This window comes from Pseudomonas carassii, from assembly GCF_036324045.1.
GTDB classification, from domain to species: Bacteria; Pseudomonadota; Gammaproteobacteria; order Pseudomonadales; family Pseudomonadaceae; genus Aquipseudomonas; species Aquipseudomonas peradeniyensis.
The window spans coordinates 215972-237358 of the sequence record NZ_JAZDCT010000004.1 but is presented as its reverse complement, the minus strand read 5'-3'; the positions used below and the strand labels follow the sequence as shown (position 1 = coordinate 237358).

Below are 21387 nucleotides of genomic sequence, written 5' to 3'. Positions count from 1 at the left end.
CCATGAGTGACTACGTCCTGATCCTGGTCAGCGCCGCGCTGGTCAATCACCTGGTCCTGCAGGCCGAGCCGGTCGAGCGTGCGCGCCTGCATGCATTGGGCCTGTGTTCGGCCCTGTTGGTCCTCGTTGCGCTACCTGCAGGCGTCTGGCTGCACCGGCAATTTCTCCTGCCCATGGGGTTGCAGGACCTGCAATTGTTCATCTTCCTGCCCTTGCTGGCGGCATTGGCCTGGACACTGCCAAACCTGCTCCGACGCTTTCGGCCAGACTGGCCCCTGCACGATCTGCAACCCTTGCTAAGCGCAAACGCCGGGGTGCTAGGCTTGCTGTTACTGCTTGGCAGCGACAGCGTGGACGGGTGGGGGATTCTGGCGTGGGCCATGGTCGGCGCGCTGGGATTCTGGCTGGCCTTGGTGCTGTATGCCGATCTTGACGCCCGCTGCCGCCATGCCGAAATACCCGCAGCCCTGCGCGGCCTGCCCGTCCAGTTGATCGGCGCTGGGGTGATGGCCATGGCGTTTTCGGGACTCAACGGACTCTTCACCCAATGAACCTGGGTCCACGCATCGCCCTGCCCCCGGCAACGGAAGCCATCGCCGTGCAACACCTCGAGGACCTGCAAACCCATGCCGACCACTGATCCGCGCCTGCGCAGCACCATGCAGCTGGTGCTGCTGGCCTGCGCCCCTGGCCTGCTGGTGCTGTTCTGGCTGCATGGCTGGGGGGTTCTGATCAACCTGCTGTTGAGCAGTTGTGCGGCGCTGGCAACCGAGGCTGTGCTATTGCGCTGGCGGAGAATGCCGGTCGCCTGCGCCCTTGGCGACGGCAGTGCACTGGTCACCGCGGCACTGCTGGCCGCAGCCCTGCCCAGCCAAGCACCCTGGTGGCTGCCCGTGATGGCGGCCTGCGTCGCCATCGGCCTGGGCAAACAGGCTTTCGGCGGGGTCGGACGCAACCTGTTCAACCCCGCCATGGTCGGCTATGCGTTCGTCCTGCTGAGCTTCCCTTTGCAGATGAACCACTGGCCCGGCCAGGCCCCCGGGCTCGTCGAAAGTCTGAACCTTGCTTTCGGCGCCAGCGAACGGATCGACGCCTGGGCCAGTCCCACGGTACTCGATGTCCTGCGCCACAACCGCAGCCTGACCATCGACGAACTGTTCGCCGGCCACCCGGCATTCGGCCACCTGGGTGGGCGTGGCACCGAGTGGGTCAACCTCGCGTTCCTGCTCGGCGGGGTGTTCCTGCTGCAGCGCAAGGTCTTCGGTTGGCAAGCCCCCGCCGGCCTGCTCGGCACCTTGTTCCTGTCCAGCCTGCTGGGCTGGAATGGCTCAGGCTCCGATTCCAACGGCTCGCCACTGCTGCATCTGCTGTCCGGCTCGACCATGCTGGCCGCCTTCTTCATCGCCACCGAACCGGTATCTGGCTGCAAGCAGCCGCTGGCCCGCCTGCTGTTCGGTATTGGCACCGGCCTGCTGATCTACCTGATCCGCACCTGGGGCAGCTTCGCCGATGGCACGGCGTTCGCCGTCCTGCTGATGAACCTCGCCGCCCCAACCCTGGATCGCTGGGCGGAACGCCGCCAGCAGGCCTGCCCATGACCGCCCGCTGGCGCAGTGCCGCAGTGCTGCTACTGGTGGCAGGGCTGGCGATTGTCGCGACGCTGGCTTGGCAGCGCTTCACCGCCGGGCCGATTGCCGAGGCCTCGCGACAGTGGCAGGAACAGCAGTGGCTCAAGGTGCTGCCGCCGGGCAGCTACGACAACCGGCCACTGCAAACACCCGTGCCCCTGACCGACGCCAAGCTGAGCCATGGCCATCTGCTGGCCGCCTACCGCGCCAACCTGTCGGGCGTCACCAGCGCTGTTCTGCTACACAGCAGAGCCCAAGGTTATGGCGGTGCCATCGAGTTGGTGATCGCCATCGACCGCCAGGGCCGCCTGGTGGGCGTGCGCGTGCTCGAACAGCAGGAAAGCCCAGGCCTTGGCGATCAACTGGTCGACCCGGCGCGCCATTGGCTGGACCAGTTCATCGGCCGAACACTGCGCGATACCTCCGAGCAGGCCTGGGCGATCAAGCGTGACCAGGGCGCGTTCGACCAGCTGGCCGGGGCGACGGTAACCTCGAGGGCAGTCATTGAGGCGATCCAGGATGCACTGCGCTATTTTGACCAGCATCGCCCCGCATTGCTCGGTGAGACGCCCCCATGAACCGTTTCTGGCTCCTGCCAATCAGTCTGGTGCCATTGCTCGGCGCAAGCGCCACCATCATCCAGGCGCTCGCGATCAGCCTTTGCACAGCCCTGTTGGTGGGTCTGCACCAGGCCTTGATGGCCCCTCTGCGCCGTCACCTGGAACACAGCCCCCGTCTGTGGGCGAGCACAGTACTTGCCGCCGCCTTGGCGACCTGCCTGCACCTCGGCCTGCAAGCCTGGGCAATGCCCCTGGCCAAACAGCTTGGCCTCTACCCACTGCTGCTGGCCCTGCCCTGCCTGGCCAGCGAGCAACTGCCAGCACAGCCTGGCCGATATCGCCTCCTGGGGCTCGGACTGCTTGGTTTGCTGACGGCCGGCCTGGCCCTGGGCATCTGCCGCCAACTGCTGGCCGACGGTCTCGGCCTGCACCTCGCCGCGCTGGCGCCCGGCGCGCTGATACTGCTCGGCCTGCTGCTGAGCCTGTACAATCACCTGCGCCCATCGAATACCGCCTCACGTCGTCAAGGAACCCGTTGACCCCATGAATGCCGCCAAACGCCTGGAGATCTTTCGCAGGCTGCATGAAGACAATCCCGAGCCCAAGACCGAACTGGCCTACTCCAGCCCTTTCGAACTGCTGATCGCCGTGATCCTCTCGGCCCAGTCGACGGATGTCGGCGTCAACAAGGCCACCGCCCGCCTGTTCCCGGTCGCCAACACCCCGCAAGCCATCCACGCCCTGGGCGTCGACGGCCTGAGCGAGTACATCAAGACCATCGGCCTGTACAACAGCAAGGCCAAGAACGTCATCGAGACCTGCCGCTTGCTGGTCGAACAACATGCCGGCGAAGTCCCGCAGACCCGCGAAGCCCTCGAAGCCCTGCCCGGCGTCGGCCGCAAGACCGCCAACGTGGTGCTCAACACCGCCTTTCGCCAGCTCACCATGGCCGTCGACACGCATATCTTCCGGGTCAGCAACCGCACAGGTATTGCACCGGGCAAGACCGTGCTGGAGGTGGAAAAGAAGCTGCTCAAGTTCGTGCCCAGGGACTATCTGCTCGACTCCCACCACTGGCTGATCCTGCATGGCCGTTATGTCTGCCAGGCCCGCAAACCGCGCTGTGGCAGTTGCCGGATCGAAGACCTGTGCGAATACAAGCACAAGACTTCCGACGATTGAGGCAATAGCTGAAACCTACCCGAGGCAATTGAAAAAATCTTTTTTACCCGCTCTGCGATTCCCGTTATAAGGACGGCCAATGGCCCTTTGGCTTGGAGTGACGCATGAGCACCGATAAAGAAGAGCTGGCAATCGACGACGATTTCCAGAGTGCGGACGACGATGTGGAGCCGCAGGCCGAACCGGCCAAGACCAACCTGAGCAAACGCCGCACCATCGACAACATGCTCGAGGAACGACGCCTGCAGAAGCAACTGGCCGACTTCGACTACGACTTGTAGAACAAGCACGCAAAAGCCTCCCCAGTGGAGGCTTTTTCAATGATGCTGTCAGGCCAGCCCATGACGCTGGGCGAGCTCGATCAGGTCCACCAGCGAGCGGGCATTCAGCTTGAGCAGCAGGCGCGTCTTGTAGGTACTGACCGTCTTGTTGCTGAGGAACATGCTGTCGGCGATCTCCTTGTTGCTCTTGCCCCGGGCAAGCTGCTGCAACACCATCATCTCCCGCCCGGAAAGCCGCTCGACCATCTCCATCTCCGTGGCGCCGCTTACGCCCGAACGCCCCTTGTGCAGCGCCTGGTTGGGGAAATAGCTGTAGCCGGACAACACGGCCTTGATCGCGCTGAGCAGTTCGGTCAGCTCCTGCTGCTTGCACACATAACCCGCCGCCCCCGCCTGCATGCAGCGCATCGAGAAGTGCCCCGGCGCCTGAGAGGTCAGCACCAGCACCTTGGTCCCGGGACTTGCCAAGGTCATTCGGGCAATCACTTCAAGCCCATCCAGTTTGGGGATCCCGATATCCAGAATGACAATGTCCGGCAGATACTCCCGCGTCAGTTGCAAGGCATCCACACCATTGTCGCTCTCCGCCACCACCTCGTAGCCATGCCGCTCCATCAGCATGCGTACGGCCAGGCGAATGACCGGGTGATCATCCACGATCAGCACTTTATTCATGCGATTCCCATTGATACGTTATTTTTAGTTCGATAGACCACCACACCCGAGCATAACGATTATTTATGCAGCGGTTTCCCTGGCAAATTCACCGAAAGAAGTGGACTACTGTGAATAGAGATTCTTCCTACAAGCAGCTAATTAACAAAATGTAATAGATGCATATTCGTCGCCCCCAAAAAGTAACAGTCGGCAGAATTGGATCCAAGTGCCGACAGGTGACACTTCATGCGGGAAATTTCGACTGTACAGACTGGATAAAAAGCGCTGCCGTAGCCTGGGGCATCACCCGGCAGGGAAATGATCCACGCTTATCGCAATCGGGAAAACGAGCTACTGATGGGCAAAGCATGGCCAGGCACTCATCATGAATCGCGACCCTATCAGTCCGTTGACCCTTATCGCTGTATTTGCCGGTGTGATCGAGGCGTCCGCCCTGGCCTCGCTGCCGTTTCTCAGCGACGACAGCCAGATTGTCTACACCTGGTTCCTGGTAGGGTTTCCGTTCTTCCTTACCGTGCTGTTCTTCCTTACGCTCAACTTCAACAACGGGTCGCTGTTTGCCCCGGACAGACGCGCCACGGGGGTGGACAGGCCGCCGTCCCCACCTGCCGCACGGGACAAAGGGGCGATGATCATCGCCATCTCCGGCGCAGATAGCCGAAAACTCATCGAAAACCATGTGCTGCGGATGATCGAGCGTCCCCACGGCCAACAGCGGCGCTGGATCCTGTACAACCTCGATACGCGAACCTGCATCCACCTCTCGGTGTCGCCGATGCAGGAAGGCGAGGCCCCGCCTCCCCCTGAATCCCGGGCATGAAAAAACCCGGCCGAGGCCGGGTTTTTCGGGTACGCCAAAGGCTTACAGCAGCGAACGGCCCTTGTTGGCCGCGATGCGCATGCGCAGTGCGTTGAGCTTGATGAAGCCTGCAGCGTCGGCCTGGTTGTAGGCGCCGCCGTCTTCCTCGAAGGTCGCGATGTTGGCATCGAACAGCGAGTCGTCCGACTTGCGGCCAACGACCGTGACGTTGCCCTTGTACAGCTTCAGGCGCACAACACCGTTCACGTTGACCTGCGAAGCGTCGATCATCTGCTGCAGCATCAGACGCTCCGGGCTCCACCAGTAGCCGGTGTAGATCAGGCTGGCGTACTTGGGCATCAGCTCATCCTTCAGGTGAGCAACTTCACGGTCCAGGGTGATCGACTCGATGGCACGGTGGGCCTTGAGCATGATGGTGCCGCCCGGGGTCTCGTAGCAGCCGCGCGACTTCATGCCGACGTAGCGGTTCTCGACGATGTCCAGGCGACCGATGCCGTTGGCGCCGCCGATGCGGTTGAGATCGGCCAGCACGGTGGCCGGGCTCTTCTCGACGCCGTCGATGGCGACGATGTCACCGTTGCGGTAGGTCAGCTCGAGGTAGGTAGCCTGGTCGGGGGCGTTCTCAGGGGAGACGCTCCATTTCCACATGTCTTCTTCGTGCTCGGTCCAGGTATCTTCCAGAACACCGCCTTCGTAGGAGATGTGCAGCAGGTTGGCGTCCATCGAGTACGGCGACTTCTTCTTGCCGTGGCGCTCGATCGGGATGCCATGCTTCTCGGCGTAGTCCATCAGCTTCTCGCGGGACAGCAGGTCCCACTCGCGCCACGGGGCGATGACCTTGACGCCTGGCTTGAGCGCATAGGCGCCCAGCTCGAAACGCACCTGGTCGTTGCCCTTGCCGGTGGCGCCGTGGGAAATGGCGTCGGCGCCGGTTTCGTTGGCGATCTCGATCAGGCGCTTGGCGATCAGCGGGCGGGCGATGGAAGTACCCAGCAGGTACTCGCCTTCGTAGACGGTGTTGGCGCGGAACATCGGGAAGACGAAGTCACGCACGAACTCTTCGCGCAGGTCGTCGATGTAGATTTCTTTCACGCCCATCGCCTGGGCCTTGGCGCGGGCCGGCTCGACCTCCTCGCCCTGGCCGAGGTCAGCGGTGAAGGTCACCACTTCACAGTTGTAGGTGTCCTGCAGCCACTTGAGAATCACCGAAGTATCAAGGCCGCCGGAATACGCCAATACGACCTTTTTTACGTCCGCCATGCCATCACTCCACGGGGTTGTACGGAAAGCGGATGATTCTACCGGCGTTGCCGAAAAATTTACAATGGGGCGACAGCTTGTGACGACAAAGCGACAGGAATTGTCGAGGGCGCGACCCGCTGTCGCACTCAGGATTTCACTGGTGCGGACGGCGTGGCAGCGGCTGCAGGCGTCGTTGGCGCAGGTGTGGCGGAGGGTGCCGGGGCCGACGGCGGCACCTGCGCTGCCGGTTTCTCCACCGGCTTCTCGACCGGTGTCACGCGCTCGAGCTGGATGTTCACACGGCGGTTGCGCGCCCGGTTGGCGGCACTGTTGTTCTTGGCCAGCGGATAGCGCTCGCCATGGAAACGCACGGTGATCTGCTCTTCCGGCACGCCATGGGCCTTGAGGTAATCGGCCACCGCCAGCGCCCGTCGACGCGAGGTGTCGCGGTTGGTCAGGCGATTGCCGCTGTTGTCGGAGTGGCCGTTGAGTTCGATGTGGTTGACCGTCGGATCGGCCTTCAGGTAGTCCAGCAGCACGTCCAGGCGCGCACGGGCCGAGCTGTCCAGTTCGATCCCACCCCCCGGGAAGCCGACCTGGGTCTGGCGGATCTGGTCGTAGTTCATCGGCAGCAGCTTGGCGGCGCACAGCTGGTAGTCGCTGTAGGCCTTGGCGAAACTGACCGGCATCACATGCACTTCCATCGGCCGGCCACCTTCGCCGCGGTAGTTGCGCACCACGGTGCTGCGACCATCGAGCAGGCCGTTGATCAGGCGGCTGGCCTGGCCCTGGCTGGAGGTGAACAGCACGCCGGTACGGGCCATGTGCACCGCACCGAGGTTGATGTCACCGCGCCCGGGCTGCCAGGGCGCGGCGGCGGCCAGCAGGGTGGCGGAGCCGGCGCCCAGGACATTGCTGTCCGAACGCAGCTGGAAGGTCGGCTGCTCGCCAGCGCGACGCACGAACTCGCCGCTGCCGAAACCGTCGATCGGCTGGATCAGGCGACATTCGAACTGGTCACCCTCGACTTTCCAGGCGACGTTCTCCACGCGGGTCTGGAAGGTCATTGCCCCGGCCGGCAGGCTGGCAACGAGGGTGAACAGGGCTAGGTAACGCTGGCGCACGGGCGGCTCCACAAATTTCGACGGCTTACCTGAACGCTATCGGTCGCCCGCCGGAAAACTTGATAGCCGTGCTCCAACAGGGGTTTTCCGGTAGCATTGGCTTCTGAGTTCGACCCGCCTGGAATCTCCAATGTCCGATCGCCTGACCCTCCTGCGCCCCGACGACTGGCACATCCATCTGCGCGATGGTGCCGTCCTGCCCCACACCGTCGGTGACGTGGCGCGCACCTTCGCCCGCGCCATCATCATGCCCAACCTGGTTCCGCCGGTGCGCAACGCCGTCGAAGCCACTGCCTACCGCGAGCGCATCCTTGCCGCACGCCCTGCCGGCAGCCGCTTCGAGCCGCTGATGGTGCTCTACCTCACCGACCGCACCAGCGCCGACGATGTGCGTGCCGCCAAGGCCAGCGGGATCGTGTACGCCGCCAAGCTCTACCCGGCCGGCGCCACCACCAACTCCGATTCGGGCGTGACCAGCATCGACAATATCTTCCCGGCGATCGAGGCCCTGGCCGAAACCGGCATGCCCTTGCTGGTGCACGGTGAAGTCACACGCAGCGAGATCGACGTGTTCGACCGCGAGAAACGCTTCATCGACGAGCACATGCGCCGCCTGGTCGAGCGCTTCCCGACCCTGAAGGTGGTGTTCGAACACATCACCACCAGCGACGCCGCGCAGTTCGTCAGCGAAGCGCCGGCCAACGTCGGTGCGACCATCACCGCCCAGCACCTGCTGTACAACCGCAACCACATGCTGGTCGGCGGTATCCGCCCGCACTTCTACTGCCTGCCGATCCTCAAGCGCAATACCCACCAGGTGGCGCTGCTGGATGCCGCCACCAGCGGCAACCCGAAGTTCTTCCTCGGCACCGACTCGGCGCCCCACGCCAAGCATGCCAAGGAAGCCGCCTGCGGCTGTGCCGGCTGCTACACCGCTTACGCCGCCATTGAGATGTACGCCGAGGCGTTCGAACAGCGCAACGCGCTGGACAAGCTCGAGGGCTTCGCCAGCAAGCACGGCCCGGACTTCTACGGCCTGGCGCGCAACACCGACACCATCACCCTGGTGCGTGAGGAATGGACCGCACCGGACAGCCTGCCATTCGGCGACAATACCGTGATCCCCCTGCGCGCCGGTGAGAAGTTGCGCTGGCGCCTGCTGGAGGACAACGCGTGAGCGAAGATCTTTACGAAGACGACCAGGACAGCCAGGTCAGCAGCGGCTCACGCCACCCGATGGCCGAGCGTTTCCGTGGCTACCTGCCGGTGGTGGTGGATGTCGAGACCGGCGGTTTCAACAGCGCCACCGACGCACTGCTGGAGATCGCCGCCGTCACCATCGGCATGGACGAGAAGGGCTTCCTGTTCCCCGAGCACACCTACTTCCACCGGGTCGAACCGTTCGAAGGGGCCAATATCGAGGCGGCAGCACTGGAGTTCACCGGCATCAAGCTGGACCATCCGCTGCGCATGGCGGTGAGCGAGGAAAGCGCGCTGACCGATATCTTCCGCGGCGTGCGCAAGGCGCTGAAGGCCAATGGCTGCAAGCGGGCGATCCTGGTCGGGCATAACAGCAGCTTCGACCTGGGCTTCCTCAATGCCGCGGTGGCGCGCAACGACATCAAGCGCAACCCGTTCCACCCGTTCTCCAGCTTCGATACCGCCACCCTTGCCGGCCTCGCCTACGGCCAGACCGTGCTGGCCCGGGCCTGTCAGAGCGCGGACATCGACTTCGACGGTCGCGAGGCGCATTCGGCGCGCTACGACACCGAGAAGACCGCCGAGCTGTTCTGCGGGATCGTCAATCGCTGGAAAGAAATGGGCGGCTGGCGCGATTTCAACGATTGAGCCCGCCTACCGCGACATGCTCGCAGGGCATAAAAAAACCGGCCACCAGGGCCGGTTTTTTTATGCGCGTGGCAATTACAGCTTGCCAGCGTTCTCGCTCAGGTAGGCGGCAACGCCTTCCGGCGAAGCGTTCATGCCCTTGTCGCCTTTCTTCCAGTTGGCCGGGCAGACTTCGCCGTGCTCTTCGTGGAATTGCAGGGCGTCGACCAGACGCAGCAGCTCGTCCATGTTACGGCCCAGTGGCAGGTCGTTGACGATCTGCGAACGAACGACACCATTGGTGTCGATCAGGAAGGCGCCACGGAAGGCCACGCCGCCTTCGGACTCGACGTCGTAGGCCTTGCAGATTTCGTGGGTCATGTCGGCCGCCAGGGTGTACTTGACCTGACCGATACCGCCGTTGTTGACCGGGGTGTTGCGCCAGGCGTTGTGGGTGAAGTGCGAGTCGATCGACACGCCGATCACTTCCACGTTGCGCGCCTGGAAGTCAGGGATGCGGTTGTCCAGGGCGATCAGCTCGGACGGGCAGACGAAGGTGAAGTCCAGCGGGTAGAAGAATACCAGGCCGTACTTGCCCTTGATGGCCGAGGCCAGGTTGAAGCTGTCGACGATCTCGCCGTTGCCCAGCACGGCTGGAACGGTGAAGTCCGGGGCTTGTTTGCCAACGAGTACGCTCATTCGATCTCTCCTGATGAGGGGTGATAAACCTTGCCCGGGCGGAACACGTTCCCCCGGATCCAGCAAAGGCCGACCATCATACACAGCTTTGCGTGACAGGCCGAATCTCGACCGCCGGTCGCTCTGGGGCGCACCTTACACAAAGTGTTTTGACAAGCATTCTCATTACCATTACTCTCCAACGCATCGACTCAACCCGCGACGGTCAGCCTTTATGTATGTGTGTCTCTGTGTCGGTGTCACCGATGGACAGATCCGCGATGCGATCTACGAAGGATGCTGCAGCTACAAGGAAGTGCGAGCCGCCACCAATGTGGCCAGCCAGTGCGGCAAGTGCGCCTGCCTCGCCAAGCAGGTGGTGCGCGAAACCCTCACCGAACTGCAACTGAGCCAGCAGGCCGCCCTGCCCTACCCCGTTGAATTCAACGCGGCGTAATTTCCCCAAATTCGAAGAACCGGACCCCGTGTCCGGTTTTTTTATGCCTGCAATTCAATAAGTTAGCGCTCGAACGCGGTTCACAAACATTCTTATTCCGATTAATTTTCACTTATTATTCAATAACTTAGGTTTGACATAGGGATAGGTCGGGCTCAAACTTCTCTGTATTGGCTCAACTTCTACAGGGCAGGACCCCATCATGAAAGGCGACGTAAGCGTCATCCAGCATCTCAACAAGATCCTCGGAAACGAGCTGGTCGCAATCAACCAGTACTTCCTGCACGCGCGCATGTATGAAGATTGGGGCCTGAACAGAATCGGCAAGCTGGAGTACAAAGAGTCCATCCAGGCGATGAAGGACGCTGACAAGCTGATCAAGCGCATCCTCTTCCTCGAAGGCATCCCCAACGTCCAGGACCTGGGCAAGCTGATGATCGGCGAGCACACCAAGGAGATGCTCGACTGCGACCTGAAGCTTGAGAAAAAGGCCCATGCCGACCTCAAGGCTGCCATCGCCCACTGCGAAACCGCCGGCGACTTCGGCTCGCGCGATGTGCTCGAAGACATCCTCGAAGACCAGGAAGAACACATCGATTGGCTGGAAACCCAGCTGGGCCTGATCGACAAGATCACAATCGAGAACTACCTGCAGTCGCAGATGGGCGAAGAATAAGTTTCGCCAGCAACGAAAAAGCCCCGCCTAGGCGGGGCTTTTTGCTACCTGCGGCAAGCGCCGGATCAGGCCTCGGAAGCCTTGGCCTTGGCGGCCGCTTCCTTGATCAGGGTCTGCAGCTCACCCTTTTCGAACATTTCCAGCATGATATCGCTGCCGCCGACCAGTTCACCGGCCACCCACAGTTGCGGGAAGGTCGGCCAGTTGGCGTACTTGGGCAGGTTGGCGCGGATTTCCGGGTTCTGCAGGATGTCGACGTAGGCGAACTTCTCGCCGCAACCCATCACTGCCTGCGAAGCCTTGGCCGAGAAGCCACACTGCGGCGCATTCGGCGAACCTTTCATGTAAAGCAGAATGGTGTTGTTGGCAATCTGCTCTTTGATTGTATCGATGATATCCATGAAGCACCTCGGCTGAACTTTCCGACAGGGTCGTCGGCACGGTGACGCATTGTATCGGAAAGCCGAGCAGCGTGCTCGGCCTTGCCGTGCTTCATGCGGCCTCGACCTGTACCGGGACGCCATTGAGGGCGGCATTGCCGGAAACGCCATCACGCAGGTGTTCGTCGGTCAGGTCATTGGCACTCGCCCCCGGCTGCGCACCGGCTACCTGCAAGCGCGCGCCCTGGCGTCCATGGCCATAGCCATGGGGCAGGCTGACCACGCCCGGCATCATTTCCTCGCTGGCCTGCACCGTCACCTCGATCACCCCCGTGCGCGAGCGCACCCGCACCATCTGGCCGTCCTGCAACTGACGCCGGCGCAGGTCGTCCGGGTGCATCAGCAACTGGTGGCGCGGCTTGCCTTTGACCAGCCGATGGTAGTTGTGCATCCACGAATTGTTGCTGCGCACGTGTCGACGGCCGATCAGCAGCAACTGGTCATCCGCAGGCACGGTCATACGGGCGAGGCGCCGCAGGTCCTCGAGCAGTACACCCGGGGCCGCCTCGACCTTGCCGCTGGCCGTGCGCAGGCGCGTCGCAAGGTTGGCGCGCAGCGGTCCGAGGTCGAGGCCATGGGGATGCGCGTCCAACACGCCTAACGAGAGCTTCCAGGGCGTCTCCTCGCCATAAGGCCCCTTGCGCAGGGCGAAGTCGATCATCTGGGCCGGTGGCACGGTGGCCTTGAGCTCTACCTGGCCGCGCTCAGCGAAGGCCCTGGCCAGGCCCACGAAGATCTCCCAGTCGTGCAGCGCGCCTTCGGGCTTGGGCAGGATCGCCCGGTTGAAGCGGGTGACATTACGTACCGCCAGCAGGTTGAAGGTGGAATCGTAGTGATCGTTCTCCAGGGCCGAGGTCGACGGCAGGATCAGATCGGCATGGCGCGTGGTCTCGTTGATGTACAGGTCGATGCTGAGCATGAAGTCGAGGCCGGCCAGGGCGTCGTCCAGGCGACGCCCGTTGGGTGTGGACAGCACCGGGTTGCCCGCCACGGTCACCAGCGCCCGCACCTGCCCGTCGCCGGGCTCGAGGATCTCTTCGGCCAGGGCCGAGACCGGCAGCTCGCCACCATACTCGGGCAGACTCGAAACGCGGCTACGCCACTGATCGAAATGCCCGCCAGAGGTGCTGGCGACCAGGTCGACCGCAGGCGCCGTACACAGGGCGCCACCCTCGCGATCGAGATTGCCGGTGACCAGGTTGATCAACTGCACCAGCCAGTGGCACAGCGAACCAAAGGCCTGGGTCGATACCCCCATCCGGCCATAGCACACTGCCTTGTCGGCAGCGGCGAAATCCCGCGCCAGCTGGCGGATCGACTCGGCCGGAATACCGCACAACGCACTCATGGCAGACGCATCGAACGGCAGGATGGCTTCGCGCACCTGCTCCAGCCCCGCGACCGGCAGATGCGAGCCCCGGGCCAGGTTCTCGCTGAACAGCGTATGCAATAGCCCACACAGCAGCGCCGCGTCGCCACCGGGGCGAATGAACAGGTGCTGGTCGGCAAGCGTCGCCGTCTCGCTGCGTCGCGGATCCACCACCACCAGTTGCCCGCCCCTGGCTTTGAGCGCCTTGAGGCGCTTTTCCACATCCGGCACGGTCATGATGCTGCCATTGGAGGCCAGGGGATTGCCGCCCAGGATCAACATGAACTGCGTTTGGTCGATGTCCGGAATCGGCAGCAACAAGCCATGGCCGTACATCAGGTGGCTGGTCAGGTGCTGCGGCAACTGGTCCACCGAGGTCGCCGAGAAACGATTACGGGTCTTGAGCAGGCCGAGGAAGTAGTTGCTGTGGGTCATCAGCCCATAGTTGTGCACGCTGGGATTGCCCTGGTACACGGCGACCGCGTTGCGCCCGTGGGCCTGCTGGATCGCCCACAGCCGCTCGGCGGCCAGGGCGAAGGCTTCGTCCCAACTGATTGGCAGCCACTGGTCACCGATGCGCCGGTGGGGCTGGCGCAGGCGGTCGGGGTCATCCTGGATGTCCTGCAGGGCGACCGCCTTGGGGCAGACATGGCCGCGGCTGAACGGATCCTGCGGGTCGCCCTTGATCGAGCTGATCCGCGCCGGGCCTTCGGCTTCGTGGGTGACTTCGATGTTCAGGCCGCAGATGGCCTCGCACAGGTGACAGGCTCGGTGATGCAGGGTCTTGGTCATGGCCGCCTCTGCCTTGTTATTGTCGAGATTCGACTATGCGCCTGGCGACCGGGGCTCGCCAGCGAGGTTCGCGTCGTGAATCGGACGACATCAGGCGGGCGATTCGCGACAACGGGTTTGCCAAATACGCTCCGAGCCGTGTACAACCGCTGTAGCAAATAAAAAACAGCCAGCCGGCAAGGGCTTACGACACCCTTTGACACAGTGGCGCTGTTTCCCCTCTTGGTTTTAGGCGACATTTAATTATAGTATTGCGCCTTCCCCTATTCCGTCCGCCCCGTGCGGCTTACGCCGCAGGTCACCCCCGTTGTCAACAAAACCCATACGGTCGACCTGCAGAACGTTGCAGATAAGGTAGTCAATCATGAGCGCAAGGCACTTTCTCTCCCTGATGGATTTCACCGCTGACGAATTGCTCGGCGTGATCCGTCGAGGCATCGAGCTGAAGGACCTGCGCAAACGAGGCGTGCTGTTCGAGCCACTGAAGAACCGCGTGCTAGGCATGATCTTCGAGAAATCCTCGACCCGCACCCGGGTGTCCTTCGAAGCCGGCATGATCCAGCTCGGCGGCCAGGCCATCTTCCTGTCGCCACGTGACACCCAGCTGGGCCGCGGCGAGCCGATCGCCGACAGCGCCATCGTGCTGTCGAGCATGGTCGACGCGGTGATGATCCGCACCCACGCCCACAGCACCCTGACCGAATTCGCCGCCAACTCGAAGGTGCCGGTCATCAACGGCCTTTCCGACGAGTCGCACCCCTGCCAGCTGCTGGCCGACATGCAGACCTTCTTCGAGCACCGTGGCGCGATCCAGGGCAAGACCGTGGCCTGGGTCGGCGACGGCTTCAACATGTGCAACTCCTATATCGAAGCTGCCGTGCAGTTCGATTTCCAACTGCGTATCACGTGCCCTGAAGGCTACGAGCCTGATCAACGCTTCCTGGCGCTGGGTGGTGACCGTGTGCAGATCATCCGTGATCCGAAAGAAGCCGTGCGCGGCGCTCATCTGGTGACCACGGATGTCTGGACTTCCATGGGCCAGGAAGAGGAAACTGCACGGCGCCTGGCGCATTTCGCGCCTTACCAGGTCACCCGCGAACTGCTCGACCTGGCGGCACCCGATGCCCTGTTCATGCATTGCCTGCCCGCCCACCGTGGCGAGGAAATCAGCCAGGACCTGCTCGACGACCCCCGTTCGGTCGCATGGGACGAAGCTGAAAACCGCTTGCATGCGCAGAAGGCCCTTCTGGAATTCCTTGTAGAACCGGCTTACCACCACGCATGAGTCAACAGCTACTGCTCAACCTGCGCAACCTCGCCTGCGGCTATGGCGAGCAGCGCATCGTCCAGAACCTCAACCTGCACCTGAACGCAGGCGACATCGGTTGCCTGCTTGGGTCCTCCGGTTGCGGCAAGACCACCACGCTGCGCGCCATCGCCGGCTTCGAGCCAGTGCACGACGGCGAGATCCAGCTGGCCGGGGAAGTCATTTCCCGCGCCGGGTTCACCCTAGCCCCGGAAAAGCGCCGGATCGGCATGGTGTTCCAGGACTACGCCCTGTTCCCCCACCTCACCGTGGCGCAGAACATCGCCTTCGGCATTGGCAAGCACCCGCGCCAGGCGGCGGTAGTCGACGAGATGCTCGAGCTGGTCAAGCTCGGCGGCCTGGGCGGGCGCTACCCGCACGAGCTGTCCGGCGGCCAGCAACAGCGCGTGGCCCTGGCCCGGGCACTCGCGCCCGAGCCGCAGCTGCTGCTGCTCGACGAGCCGTTCTCCAATCTCGATGTGGAGCTGCGTCGGCGCCTGAGCCATGAGGTGCGCGACATTCTCAAGAGCCGCGGCACCAGCGCCATCCTGGTCACCCACGACCAGGAGGAAGCCTTTGCCGTCAGCGACCATGTCGGCGTTTTCAAGGAGGGTCGCCTGGAACAGTGGGACACGCCTTACAACCTCTACCACGAGCCACAGACCCCGTTTGTCGCCAGCTTCATCGGCCAGGGTTACTTCATTCGCGGCCAGATGAGCAGCCACGAGGCGGTAACCACCGAACTCGGCGAGCTGCGCGGCAACCGCGCCTACACCATGGCTCCTGGCAGTTCGGTGGACGTGCTGCTGCGTCCGGATGACATCATCCATGCCCCCGACAGCCCGTTGCGGGCGCGGATCATCGGCAAGAGCTTCCTCGGCGCCTCGACGCTGTATCGCCTGCAACTGCCCACCGGCAGCCAGCTCGAGGCGATTTTTCCCAGCCACAACGACCATCAGGTCGGCCAGGACGTCGGTATCGCGGTAGCGGCGGACCACCTGGTACTGTTCGCGGTGCCCGGCAGCGTCGCCGCGCAGCTGGCCAGTCATGAGCAGGGCGTGCGACGCGTGAGTTCCGCGCATTGATGCAGGCGGCCTGACATCACTCTGTAGGAGCGGCTTGTCCCGCGATTGCGCAAGATCTGGCTACAACTGTGCCGGATCGGACGCAATCGCGGGACAAGCCCGCTCCTACAGGGACACATGCCTATGCAGGTTCACAGCATCAGCGTACCGCTGGCCACCCGCCGAGCCATCCCACCGATCTTCACCCGCTCCCCTTCTAGGCGACAGAACAGCTCACCACCCCGGGCCGAACACTGGAAGGCCTGCAATTCGTGCTTGCCCAACCGCGCCGCCCAGTAAGGGATCAGCGAGCAATGGGTGGAACCGGTGACCGGGTCCTCCGGGATGCCGATCCCCGGTGCGAAATAGCGCGACACGAAATCATGCCGCTCGCCAGGAGCCGTCACGATCACCCCCAAGCCCGGCAGGCGAGCCAGCGCCGCCATGTCCGGCGCGCAATCGCGTACCGCCTGCTCCGAGTCGAGCACCACGAACAGCTCGCGGGTCTGGTAGACCTCGCGCACCTCGCACCCCAGCGCCTCGGCTACCGACACTGGCTCGGCCAGCGGCTGCGGGTCGATGCGCGGGAAGTCCAACCACAGGCGATCGTTCTCACGACTGACGCTGAGCAGGCCCGAACGGCTCTGGAAGTCCAGGCGCGGCGCCTGCTCACCATAGACGTCGAACAGGACATGGGCGCTGGCGAGGGTGGCGTGGCCGCACAGGGGGACTTCGGTGCTCGGGGTGAACCAGCGGATCCGATAGCCATCACCCTCGGCCACCACGAAAGCGGTTTCGGCGAGGTTGTGCTCGGCGGCCACCTGCTGCATCAGGCTATCGTCGAGCCACTGTTCCAGGTGGTAGACCATGGCCGGGTTGCCAGCGAAGGGACGGTCGCTGAAGGCGTCCACCTGATGAAAATGCAACTGCATGCCACGACTCCTGTATCTGGCGGGAAAGGCCCCGAGCATGCGGCATGCCGCCAGGACCCGACAGTGACAGAGTCGTGGAATTTCAATCAGTACAGATGATCAGCCGCGACCGATCTCGGCGAACTGTCCCTGGGTATGGGTGGCCAGCACCACGGCGGCCAGTTCCACTTCGAGACCACGGCGACCAGCACTCACATGAATCGTTTCATGTTGTTGCGCGGATTGATCGATAAAGGTGCGCAGGCGCTTCTTCTGCCCCAGCGGGCTGATCCCTCCGACCAGGTAGCCCGTGGCGCGCTGGGCGGCCTGCGGATCGGCCATTTCGCACTTCTTCACCCCCGCCGCGTGGGCCAGTGCCTTGAGGTCGAGCGTGCCGACCACCGGCACCACGGCCACCAGCAGCTCGCCCTTTTCACTGCTGGCGAGCAGGGTCTTGAACACCCGCAGCGGGTCAAGGCCCAGCTTTTCCGCCGCCTCCAGGCCATACGAGGCAGTTTTCGGATCATGTTCGTAACTGTGCACGCGGTGCTCGGCGCGCGCCTTCTTCAAGAGGTCCAGGGCGGGGGTCATCAACGGCTCCAGTCGATCACAAGTCGCCCGGTACTTTAGGGCAATTCCACCCGTGCAGCCAGCGCAGGTCCCAGGCTAGAGCAGCGGCCATGAATTCACGACCCGGCGTGCCAGTCAGATTATGGCCAGGCGTTCATTTTCGACCTTTGACATCAGCGTTTCTTGTCTATATTTTTTCGTTTATGAATACAAGGTGCACCTATAAGGTGCACTTCCTGTACCCGCCCGGCGTCAATGGGGATCGACTCCGGGCTTTTTTGCTGTCGAGCGCCCAGCGCCTCACAACAACAAGAACCGAGGTCACACATGACAACTGCTCTACGCGAACCCACGTTATCCGCCCAATGCCTGGCCGAGTTTCTCGGCACCGCCCTGCTCATCTTCTTCGGCACCGGTTGTGTCGCCGCGCTCAAGGTCGCTGGCGCCAGCTTCGGCCTGTGGGAGATCAGCATCATCTGGGGGGTCGGCGTGAGCATGGCGATCTACCTGACCGCCGGTGTCTCCGGCGCGCACCTGAACCCGGCAGTCAGCATCGCCCTGGCCGTATTCGCCGGTTTCGACAAGCGCAAACTGCCGTTCTACATGCTGGCCCAGGTGTGCGGCGCGTTCTGCGGCGCCGCCCTGGTGTACTTCCTGTACAGCAACCTGTTCTTCGATTTCGAACAAAGCCACGCCATGGTACGCGGCAGCCAGGCCAGCCTGGAGCTGGCCTCGGTGTTCTCCACCTACCCGCACCCGGCGCTGTCCACCGGCCAGGCCTTCCTGGTCGAAGTGATCATCACCGCCATCCTGATGGCCGTGATCATGGCCCTGACCGACGACAACAACGGTCTGCCACGCGGCGCCACCGCCCCCCTGCTGATCGGCCTGCTGATCGCCGTGATCGGCAGCGCCATGGGCCCGCTGACCGGCTTCGCGATGAACCCGGCGCGGGATTTCGGGCCTAAACTGATGACCTTCCTGGCCGGCTGGGGCGAAGTCGCCTTCACCGGCGGGCGCGATATTCCATATTTCCTGGTGCCGGTGTTCGCGCCGATCCTCGGTGCCAGCCTGGGCGCGGCCCTGTACCGCGGGCTGATCGCCCGCAACTTGCCAGCCACCCAGGCCGCGACCCAACAGACAGACGATAATCCTCAGGGCGATACCCAGGTTTCCTGATGCCCGCGCCGGGCCCGGACCGCAAGGCCGGCGCCCGCCACGCCCTGACCTACCCCCTTATTCGTGCAAGGCTACCGACATGACCGATACCCTGGACAAGAACTACATCATCGCCCTGGACCAGGGCACCACCAGTTCGCGCGCCATCATCTTCGATCGAGACGCCAATGTGGTGGGCACCTCGCAGCGTGAATTCGCCCAGCACTACCCACAAGCGGGCTGGGTCGAACACGACCCGATGGAAATCTTCGCCACCCAGAGCGCGACCATGGTCGAGGCCCTGGCCCAGGCCGGCATCAGCCACGCCCAGGTCGCCGCCATCGGCATCACCAACCAGCGTGAGACCACCGTCGTCTGGGACAAGGAAACCGGCCGCCCGGTGTACAACGCCATCGTCTGGCAATGCCGCCGCAGCACTGACATCTGCGCCCAGCTCAAGCGCGACGGCCATGAGCAGTACATCCGCGAGGCCACCGGCCTGGTCACCGACCCGTACTTCTCCGGCACCAAGCTCAAGTGGATCCTCGACAATGTCGAAGGCGCCCGCGAACGCGCCGAACGTGGCGAGCTGCTGTTCGGCACCATCGATACCTGGCTGATCTGGAAATTCTCCGGCGGCAAGGTGCATGTCACCGACTACACCAACGCCTCGCGTACGCTGATGTTCAACATCCATACGCTGCAGTGGGACGAGAAACTGCTCGATATCCTCGGCATTCCGCGTCAGATGCTGCCTGAGGTACGCCCATCGTCCGAAGTCTATGGCAAGACCAAGAGCGGCATCGACATCGCCGGTATCGCCGGCGACCAGCAGTCGGCGCTGTTCGGCCAGATGTGCGTGGAACCGGGCCAGGCCAAGAACACCTACGGCACCGGCTGCTTCCTGCTGATGAACACCGGCGACAAGGCGGTCCAGTCGTCCCACGGCCTGCTCACCACCATCGCCTGCGGCCCACGCGGCGAGGTGGCCTACGCCCTCGAAGGCGCAGTGTTCAATGGCGGCTCCACCGTGCAGTGGCTGCGCGACGAACTGAAGATCGTCAACGACGCCTACGACACCGAATACTTCGCCAGCAAGGTCAAGGACAGCAACGGCGTCTACCTGGTGCCGGCCTTCACCGGCCTGGGCGCGCCCTACTGGGATCCTTACGCCCGTGGCGCGCTGTTCGGCCTGACCCGTGGCGTCAAGGTCGACCACATCATCCGCGCCGCCCTGGAATCGATCGCCTACCAGACCCGCGACGTGCTCGACGCCATGCAGCAGGACTGCGGCCAGCGCCTGAGCGAACTGCGGGTGGACGGTGGCGCGGTGGCCAACAACTTCCTCATGCAGTTCCAGGCCGACATTCTCGGCACCTGCGTCGAGCGCCCGAAAATGCGCGAGACCACGGCGCTGGGCGCGGCCTACCTGGCAGGCCTGGCCTGCGGCTTCTGGAGCGGTCTGGACGAGCTGCGCGACAAGGCGATCATCGAACGCGAGTTCAGCCCGCAGCTGGATGAAGCGGCGAAAGAAAAGCTGTACAAGGGCTGGCGCAAGGCTGTCGATCGCACCCGCGACTGGGAAGATCACGACGCCTGATTGAGGAAGGCCGGGGCTGCTGCGCAGCCCCAGTTGACCAAAGGCCTACTGGTCGTCATCCCCTTCCTACGGCATCATTGCAGAATTTGTCCGGCTGCCCCAAAGGACCGCCCATGAATCTGCCCCCACGCCAACAACAAATCCTCGAGCTCGTCCGCGAACGCGGCTACGTCAGCATCGAGGAGATGGCGCAGTTGTTCGTCGTCACCCCGCAGACCATCCGCCGCGATATCAACCAGCTCGCCGAGGTCAACCTGCTACGCCGTTATCACGGTGGCGCGGCCTACGACTCGAGCATCGAGAACACCGCCTACGCCATGCGCGCCGACCAGATGCGCGACGAGAAGCAGCGCATCGCCGAGGCCGTGGCCCGGCAGATTCCCGACCATGCCTCGCTGTTCATCAACATTGGCACCACCACCGAATCCATCGCCCGCGCCTTGCTCAACCACAACCACCTGAAGGTCATCACCAACAACCTGCACGTGGCGGCGATCCTGGCGGCCAAGGACGATTTCGAGGTGCTGGTGGCCGGCGGCACGGTTCGTCGCGACGGCGGCGTGGTCGGCCAGGCAAGCGTCGACTTCATCAACCAGTTCAAGGTCGATTTCGCCGTGGTCGGCATCAGCGGTATCGACGAGGACGGCAGCCTGCTGGACTTCGACTACCAGGAAGTACGGGTATCCCAGGCGATCATCACCAACGCCCGTCAGGTGCTGCTGGCGGCGGACTCGAGCAAGTTCGGTCGCAATGCCATGGTTCGCCTCGGGTCTATTAGCTTGATCGACTGCCTGGTGACCGATCAGGCCCCCTCTCCTGCCCTGACTCAGTTGCTCAACCAGTACAAGATTCGTCTCGAGGTGGTTTGACGCCTTTGGCTTGACCGCATGCCTCCCCCCTTGTGTCACCCATGAGATCGAGCGCCACCCGCGCGGCGCTCGATTTCGGCGACCCTGAAGATCACCTACTTTTCACCCCACCTTTTTCACAAATGTTCATTTCCCTGTCATCCGATCAGTTTTTT

Annotated in this window: 24 protein-coding genes; 16 read left to right on the top strand and 8 right to left on the bottom strand. The window is 63.2% G+C overall.

All coding sequences use genetic code 11. The features are described 5' to 3' along the window. Positions 1-2: 2 nt before the first annotated feature. The 6 genes from V0R62_RS04990 to V0R62_RS04965 all read left to right on the top strand — a co-directional run bounded on the left by V0R62_RS04990 (position 3) and on the right by V0R62_RS04965 (position 3651). Entirely contained in the window at positions 3-551 is a 549-nt protein-coding gene (locus V0R62_RS04990) for an Rnf-Nqr domain containing protein (protein WP_330102969.1), read from the top strand. Positions 552-626: 75 nt separating this feature from the next. Further along, positions 627-1598, top strand: coding sequence for an RnfABCDGE type electron transport complex subunit D (locus tag V0R62_RS04985; protein ID WP_330102968.1), 972 nt, complete (start codon positions 627-629; stop codon positions 1596-1598). After that, positions 1595-2206, top strand: a complete 612-nt coding sequence (locus V0R62_RS04980) for an RnfABCDGE type electron transport complex subunit G (protein WP_330102967.1) — start codon at positions 1595-1597, stop codon at positions 2204-2206. The genes V0R62_RS04985 and V0R62_RS04980 overlap by 4 nt, the downstream gene beginning before the upstream one ends. Further along, positions 2203-2727, top strand: coding sequence for an Rnf-Nqr domain containing protein (locus V0R62_RS04975; protein ID WP_330102966.1), 525 nt, complete (start codon positions 2203-2205; stop codon positions 2725-2727). The genes V0R62_RS04980 and V0R62_RS04975 overlap by 4 nt, the downstream gene beginning before the upstream one ends. A gap of 4 nt (positions 2728-2731) precedes the next feature. Further along, positions 2732-3370: an endonuclease III gene (gene nth / locus V0R62_RS04970; protein WP_186713034.1), complete on the top strand. Its 639-nt coding sequence runs from the start codon at positions 2732-2734 to the stop codon at positions 3368-3370. Positions 3371-3474: 104 nt separating this feature from the next. Continuing rightward, complete coding sequence (locus V0R62_RS04965) at positions 3475-3651, top strand: PA3496 family putative envelope integrity protein (protein ID WP_050704028.1); 177 nt, start codon at positions 3475-3477, stop codon at positions 3649-3651. 48 nt (positions 3652-3699) lie between these two features. On the opposite strand, the gene V0R62_RS04960 is transcribed toward V0R62_RS04965, so the two are convergent. After that, entirely contained in the window at positions 3700-4326 is a 627-nt protein-coding gene (locus tag V0R62_RS04960) for a response regulator transcription factor (protein WP_028690074.1), read from the bottom strand. A gap of 367 nt (positions 4327-4693) precedes the next feature. Between V0R62_RS04960 and V0R62_RS04955 the strand changes: the two genes are divergently transcribed. Further along, positions 4694-5149 (top strand): hypothetical protein, encoded by a 456-nt coding sequence (locus V0R62_RS04955; protein WP_330102965.1) that lies wholly within the window; start codon positions 4694-4696, stop codon positions 5147-5149. Between the two features lie 42 nt (positions 5150-5191). Here the strand turns inward: V0R62_RS04955 and V0R62_RS04950 are convergent, their stop codons facing one another. Both V0R62_RS04950 and V0R62_RS04945 read right to left on the bottom strand, forming a co-directional pair. Further along, positions 5192-6409, bottom strand: a complete 1218-nt coding sequence (locus V0R62_RS04950; protein ID WP_050704027.1) for an argininosuccinate synthase — start codon at positions 6407-6409, stop codon at positions 5192-5194. A gap of 128 nt (positions 6410-6537) precedes the next feature. Continuing rightward, on the bottom strand, positions 6538-7515 hold the full coding sequence (locus V0R62_RS04945) for a flagellar protein MotY (protein ID WP_330102964.1): 978 nt from the start codon (positions 7513-7515) through the stop codon (positions 6538-6540). A gap of 130 nt (positions 7516-7645) precedes the next feature. On the opposite strand from V0R62_RS04945, the gene pyrC reads away from it, so the two are divergent. Together pyrC and rnt are read left to right on the top strand one after the other, a co-directional pair. Beyond that, a complete protein-coding gene (gene pyrC / locus V0R62_RS04940) occupies positions 7646-8692 on the top strand; it encodes a dihydroorotase (protein WP_050704025.1) in 1047 nt (348 codons plus the stop codon). A gap of 59 nt (positions 8693-8751) precedes the next feature. Then, positions 8752-9363: a ribonuclease T gene (rnt, locus tag V0R62_RS04935; RefSeq protein ID WP_225933324.1), complete on the top strand. Its 612-nt coding sequence runs from the start codon at positions 8752-8754 to the stop codon at positions 9361-9363. A gap of 75 nt (positions 9364-9438) precedes the next feature. On the opposite strand, the gene V0R62_RS04930 is transcribed toward rnt, so the two are convergent. Next, positions 9439-10041 carry a peroxiredoxin gene (locus tag V0R62_RS04930; RefSeq protein ID WP_023629028.1) on the bottom strand — a complete coding sequence of 201 codons (603 nt, stop codon included), beginning with the start codon at positions 10039-10041 and terminating at the stop codon, positions 9439-9441. A 214-nt stretch (positions 10042-10255) separates the two neighbouring features. Between V0R62_RS04930 and V0R62_RS04925 the strand changes: the two genes are divergently transcribed. Then, entirely contained in the window at positions 10256-10477 is a 222-nt protein-coding gene (locus V0R62_RS04925) for a bacterioferritin-associated ferredoxin (RefSeq protein ID WP_046854452.1), read from the top strand. A gap of 202 nt (positions 10478-10679) precedes the next feature. Next, entirely contained in the window at positions 10680-11153 is a 474-nt protein-coding gene (gene bfr, locus V0R62_RS04920) for a bacterioferritin (RefSeq protein WP_028690081.1), read from the top strand. A gap of 65 nt (positions 11154-11218) precedes the next feature. On the opposite strand, the gene grxD is transcribed toward bfr, so the two are convergent. Continuing rightward, positions 11219-11554, bottom strand: coding sequence for a Grx4 family monothiol glutaredoxin (gene grxD / locus V0R62_RS04915; RefSeq protein ID WP_016713741.1), 336 nt, complete (start codon positions 11552-11554; stop codon positions 11219-11221). Positions 11555-11645: 91 nt separating this feature from the next. Then, positions 11646-13754, bottom strand: coding sequence for a molybdopterin oxidoreductase family protein (locus tag V0R62_RS04910; RefSeq protein WP_330102963.1), 2109 nt, complete (start codon positions 13752-13754; stop codon positions 11646-11648). Between the two features lie 364 nt (positions 13755-14118). Here V0R62_RS04910 and argF point away from each other — a divergent pair, with 364 nt between their 5' ends. Both argF and V0R62_RS04900 read left to right on the top strand, forming a co-directional pair. After that, a complete protein-coding gene (argF, locus tag V0R62_RS04905) occupies positions 14119-15039 on the top strand; it encodes an ornithine carbamoyltransferase (protein ID WP_050704023.1) in 921 nt (306 codons plus the stop codon). Next, positions 15036-16145, top strand: coding sequence for an ABC transporter ATP-binding protein (locus V0R62_RS04900; RefSeq protein ID WP_330102962.1), 1110 nt, complete (start codon positions 15036-15038; stop codon positions 16143-16145). Before argF ends, V0R62_RS04900 begins: the two co-directional genes overlap by 4 nt. Before the next feature lie 131 nt (positions 16146-16276). Here the strand turns inward: V0R62_RS04900 and V0R62_RS04895 are convergent, their stop codons facing one another. Next, on the bottom strand, positions 16277-17056 hold the full coding sequence (locus V0R62_RS04895) for a PhzF family phenazine biosynthesis protein (RefSeq protein ID WP_330102961.1): 780 nt from the start codon (positions 17054-17056) through the stop codon (positions 16277-16279). A gap of 99 nt (positions 17057-17155) precedes the next feature. Next, complete coding sequence (gene ybaK, locus V0R62_RS04890) at positions 17156-17626, bottom strand: Cys-tRNA(Pro) deacylase (protein ID WP_050704020.1); 471 nt, start codon at positions 17624-17626, stop codon at positions 17156-17158. A 306-nt stretch (positions 17627-17932) separates the two neighbouring features. Between ybaK and V0R62_RS04885 the strand changes: the two genes are divergently transcribed. From V0R62_RS04885 to glpR, 3 genes are all read left to right on the top strand, one after another. Then, on the top strand, positions 17933-18784 hold the full coding sequence (locus tag V0R62_RS04885) for an MIP/aquaporin family protein (RefSeq protein WP_330102960.1): 852 nt from the start codon (positions 17933-17935) through the stop codon (positions 18782-18784). Positions 18785-18863: 79 nt separating this feature from the next. Continuing rightward, positions 18864-20363, top strand: a complete 1500-nt coding sequence (glpK, locus tag V0R62_RS04880) for a glycerol kinase GlpK (RefSeq protein ID WP_050704018.1) — start codon at positions 18864-18866, stop codon at positions 20361-20363. Between the two features lie 113 nt (positions 20364-20476). Continuing rightward, on the top strand, positions 20477-21232 hold the full coding sequence (gene glpR, locus V0R62_RS04875) for a DNA-binding transcriptional repressor GlpR (RefSeq protein ID WP_198744026.1): 756 nt from the start codon (positions 20477-20479) through the stop codon (positions 21230-21232). The last annotated feature ends 155 nt before the right edge of the window (positions 21233-21387 follow it).

Coding starts and splice junctions, on each gene's coding strand:
- V0R62_RS04990 (WP_330102969.1), top strand. CDS start 3: ATGAGTGACTACGTCCTGATCCTGGTCAGCGCCGCGCTGGTCAATCAC.
- V0R62_RS04985 (WP_330102968.1), top strand. CDS start 627: ATGCCGACCACTGATCCGCGCCTGCGCAGCACCATGCAGCTGGTGCTG.
- V0R62_RS04980 (WP_330102967.1), top strand. CDS start 1,595: ATGACCGCCCGCTGGCGCAGTGCCGCAGTGCTGCTACTGGTGGCAGGG.
- V0R62_RS04975 (WP_330102966.1), top strand. CDS start 2,203: ATGAACCGTTTCTGGCTCCTGCCAATCAGTCTGGTGCCATTGCTCGGC.
- nth (WP_186713034.1), top strand. CDS start 2,732: ATGAATGCCGCCAAACGCCTGGAGATCTTTCGCAGGCTGCATGAAGAC.
- V0R62_RS04965 (WP_050704028.1), top strand. CDS start 3,475: ATGAGCACCGATAAAGAAGAGCTGGCAATCGACGACGATTTCCAGAGT.
- V0R62_RS04960 (WP_028690074.1), bottom strand. CDS start 4,326: ATGAATAAAGTGCTGATCGTGGATGATCACCCGGTCATTCGCCTGGCC.
- V0R62_RS04955 (WP_330102965.1), top strand. CDS start 4,694: ATGAATCGCGACCCTATCAGTCCGTTGACCCTTATCGCTGTATTTGCC.
- V0R62_RS04950 (WP_050704027.1), bottom strand. CDS start 6,409: ATGGCGGACGTAAAAAAGGTCGTATTGGCGTATTCCGGCGGCCTTGAT.
- pyrC (WP_050704025.1), top strand. CDS start 7,646: ATGTCCGATCGCCTGACCCTCCTGCGCCCCGACGACTGGCACATCCAT.
- rnt (WP_225933324.1), top strand. CDS start 8,752: ATGGCCGAGCGTTTCCGTGGCTACCTGCCGGTGGTGGTGGATGTCGAG.
- V0R62_RS04930 (WP_023629028.1), bottom strand. CDS start 10,041: ATGAGCGTACTCGTTGGCAAACAAGCCCCGGACTTCACCGTTCCAGCC.
- V0R62_RS04925 (WP_046854452.1), top strand. CDS start 10,256: ATGTATGTGTGTCTCTGTGTCGGTGTCACCGATGGACAGATCCGCGAT.
- bfr (WP_028690081.1), top strand. CDS start 10,680: ATGAAAGGCGACGTAAGCGTCATCCAGCATCTCAACAAGATCCTCGGA.
- grxD (WP_016713741.1), bottom strand. CDS start 11,554: ATGGATATCATCGATACAATCAAAGAGCAGATTGCCAACAACACCATT.
- V0R62_RS04910 (WP_330102963.1), bottom strand. CDS start 13,754: ATGACCAAGACCCTGCATCACCGAGCCTGTCACCTGTGCGAGGCCATC.
- argF (WP_050704023.1), top strand. CDS start 14,119: ATGAGCGCAAGGCACTTTCTCTCCCTGATGGATTTCACCGCTGACGAA.
- V0R62_RS04900 (WP_330102962.1), top strand. CDS start 15,036: ATGAGTCAACAGCTACTGCTCAACCTGCGCAACCTCGCCTGCGGCTAT.
- V0R62_RS04895 (WP_330102961.1), bottom strand. CDS start 17,056: ATGCAGTTGCATTTTCATCAGGTGGACGCCTTCAGCGACCGTCCCTTC.
- ybaK (WP_050704020.1), bottom strand. CDS start 17,626: ATGACCCCCGCCCTGGACCTCTTGAAGAAGGCGCGCGCCGAGCACCGC.
- V0R62_RS04885 (WP_330102960.1), top strand. CDS start 17,933: ATGACAACTGCTCTACGCGAACCCACGTTATCCGCCCAATGCCTGGCC.
- glpK (WP_050704018.1), top strand. CDS start 18,864: ATGACCGATACCCTGGACAAGAACTACATCATCGCCCTGGACCAGGGC.
- glpR (WP_198744026.1), top strand. CDS start 20,477: ATGAATCTGCCCCCACGCCAACAACAAATCCTCGAGCTCGTCCGCGAA.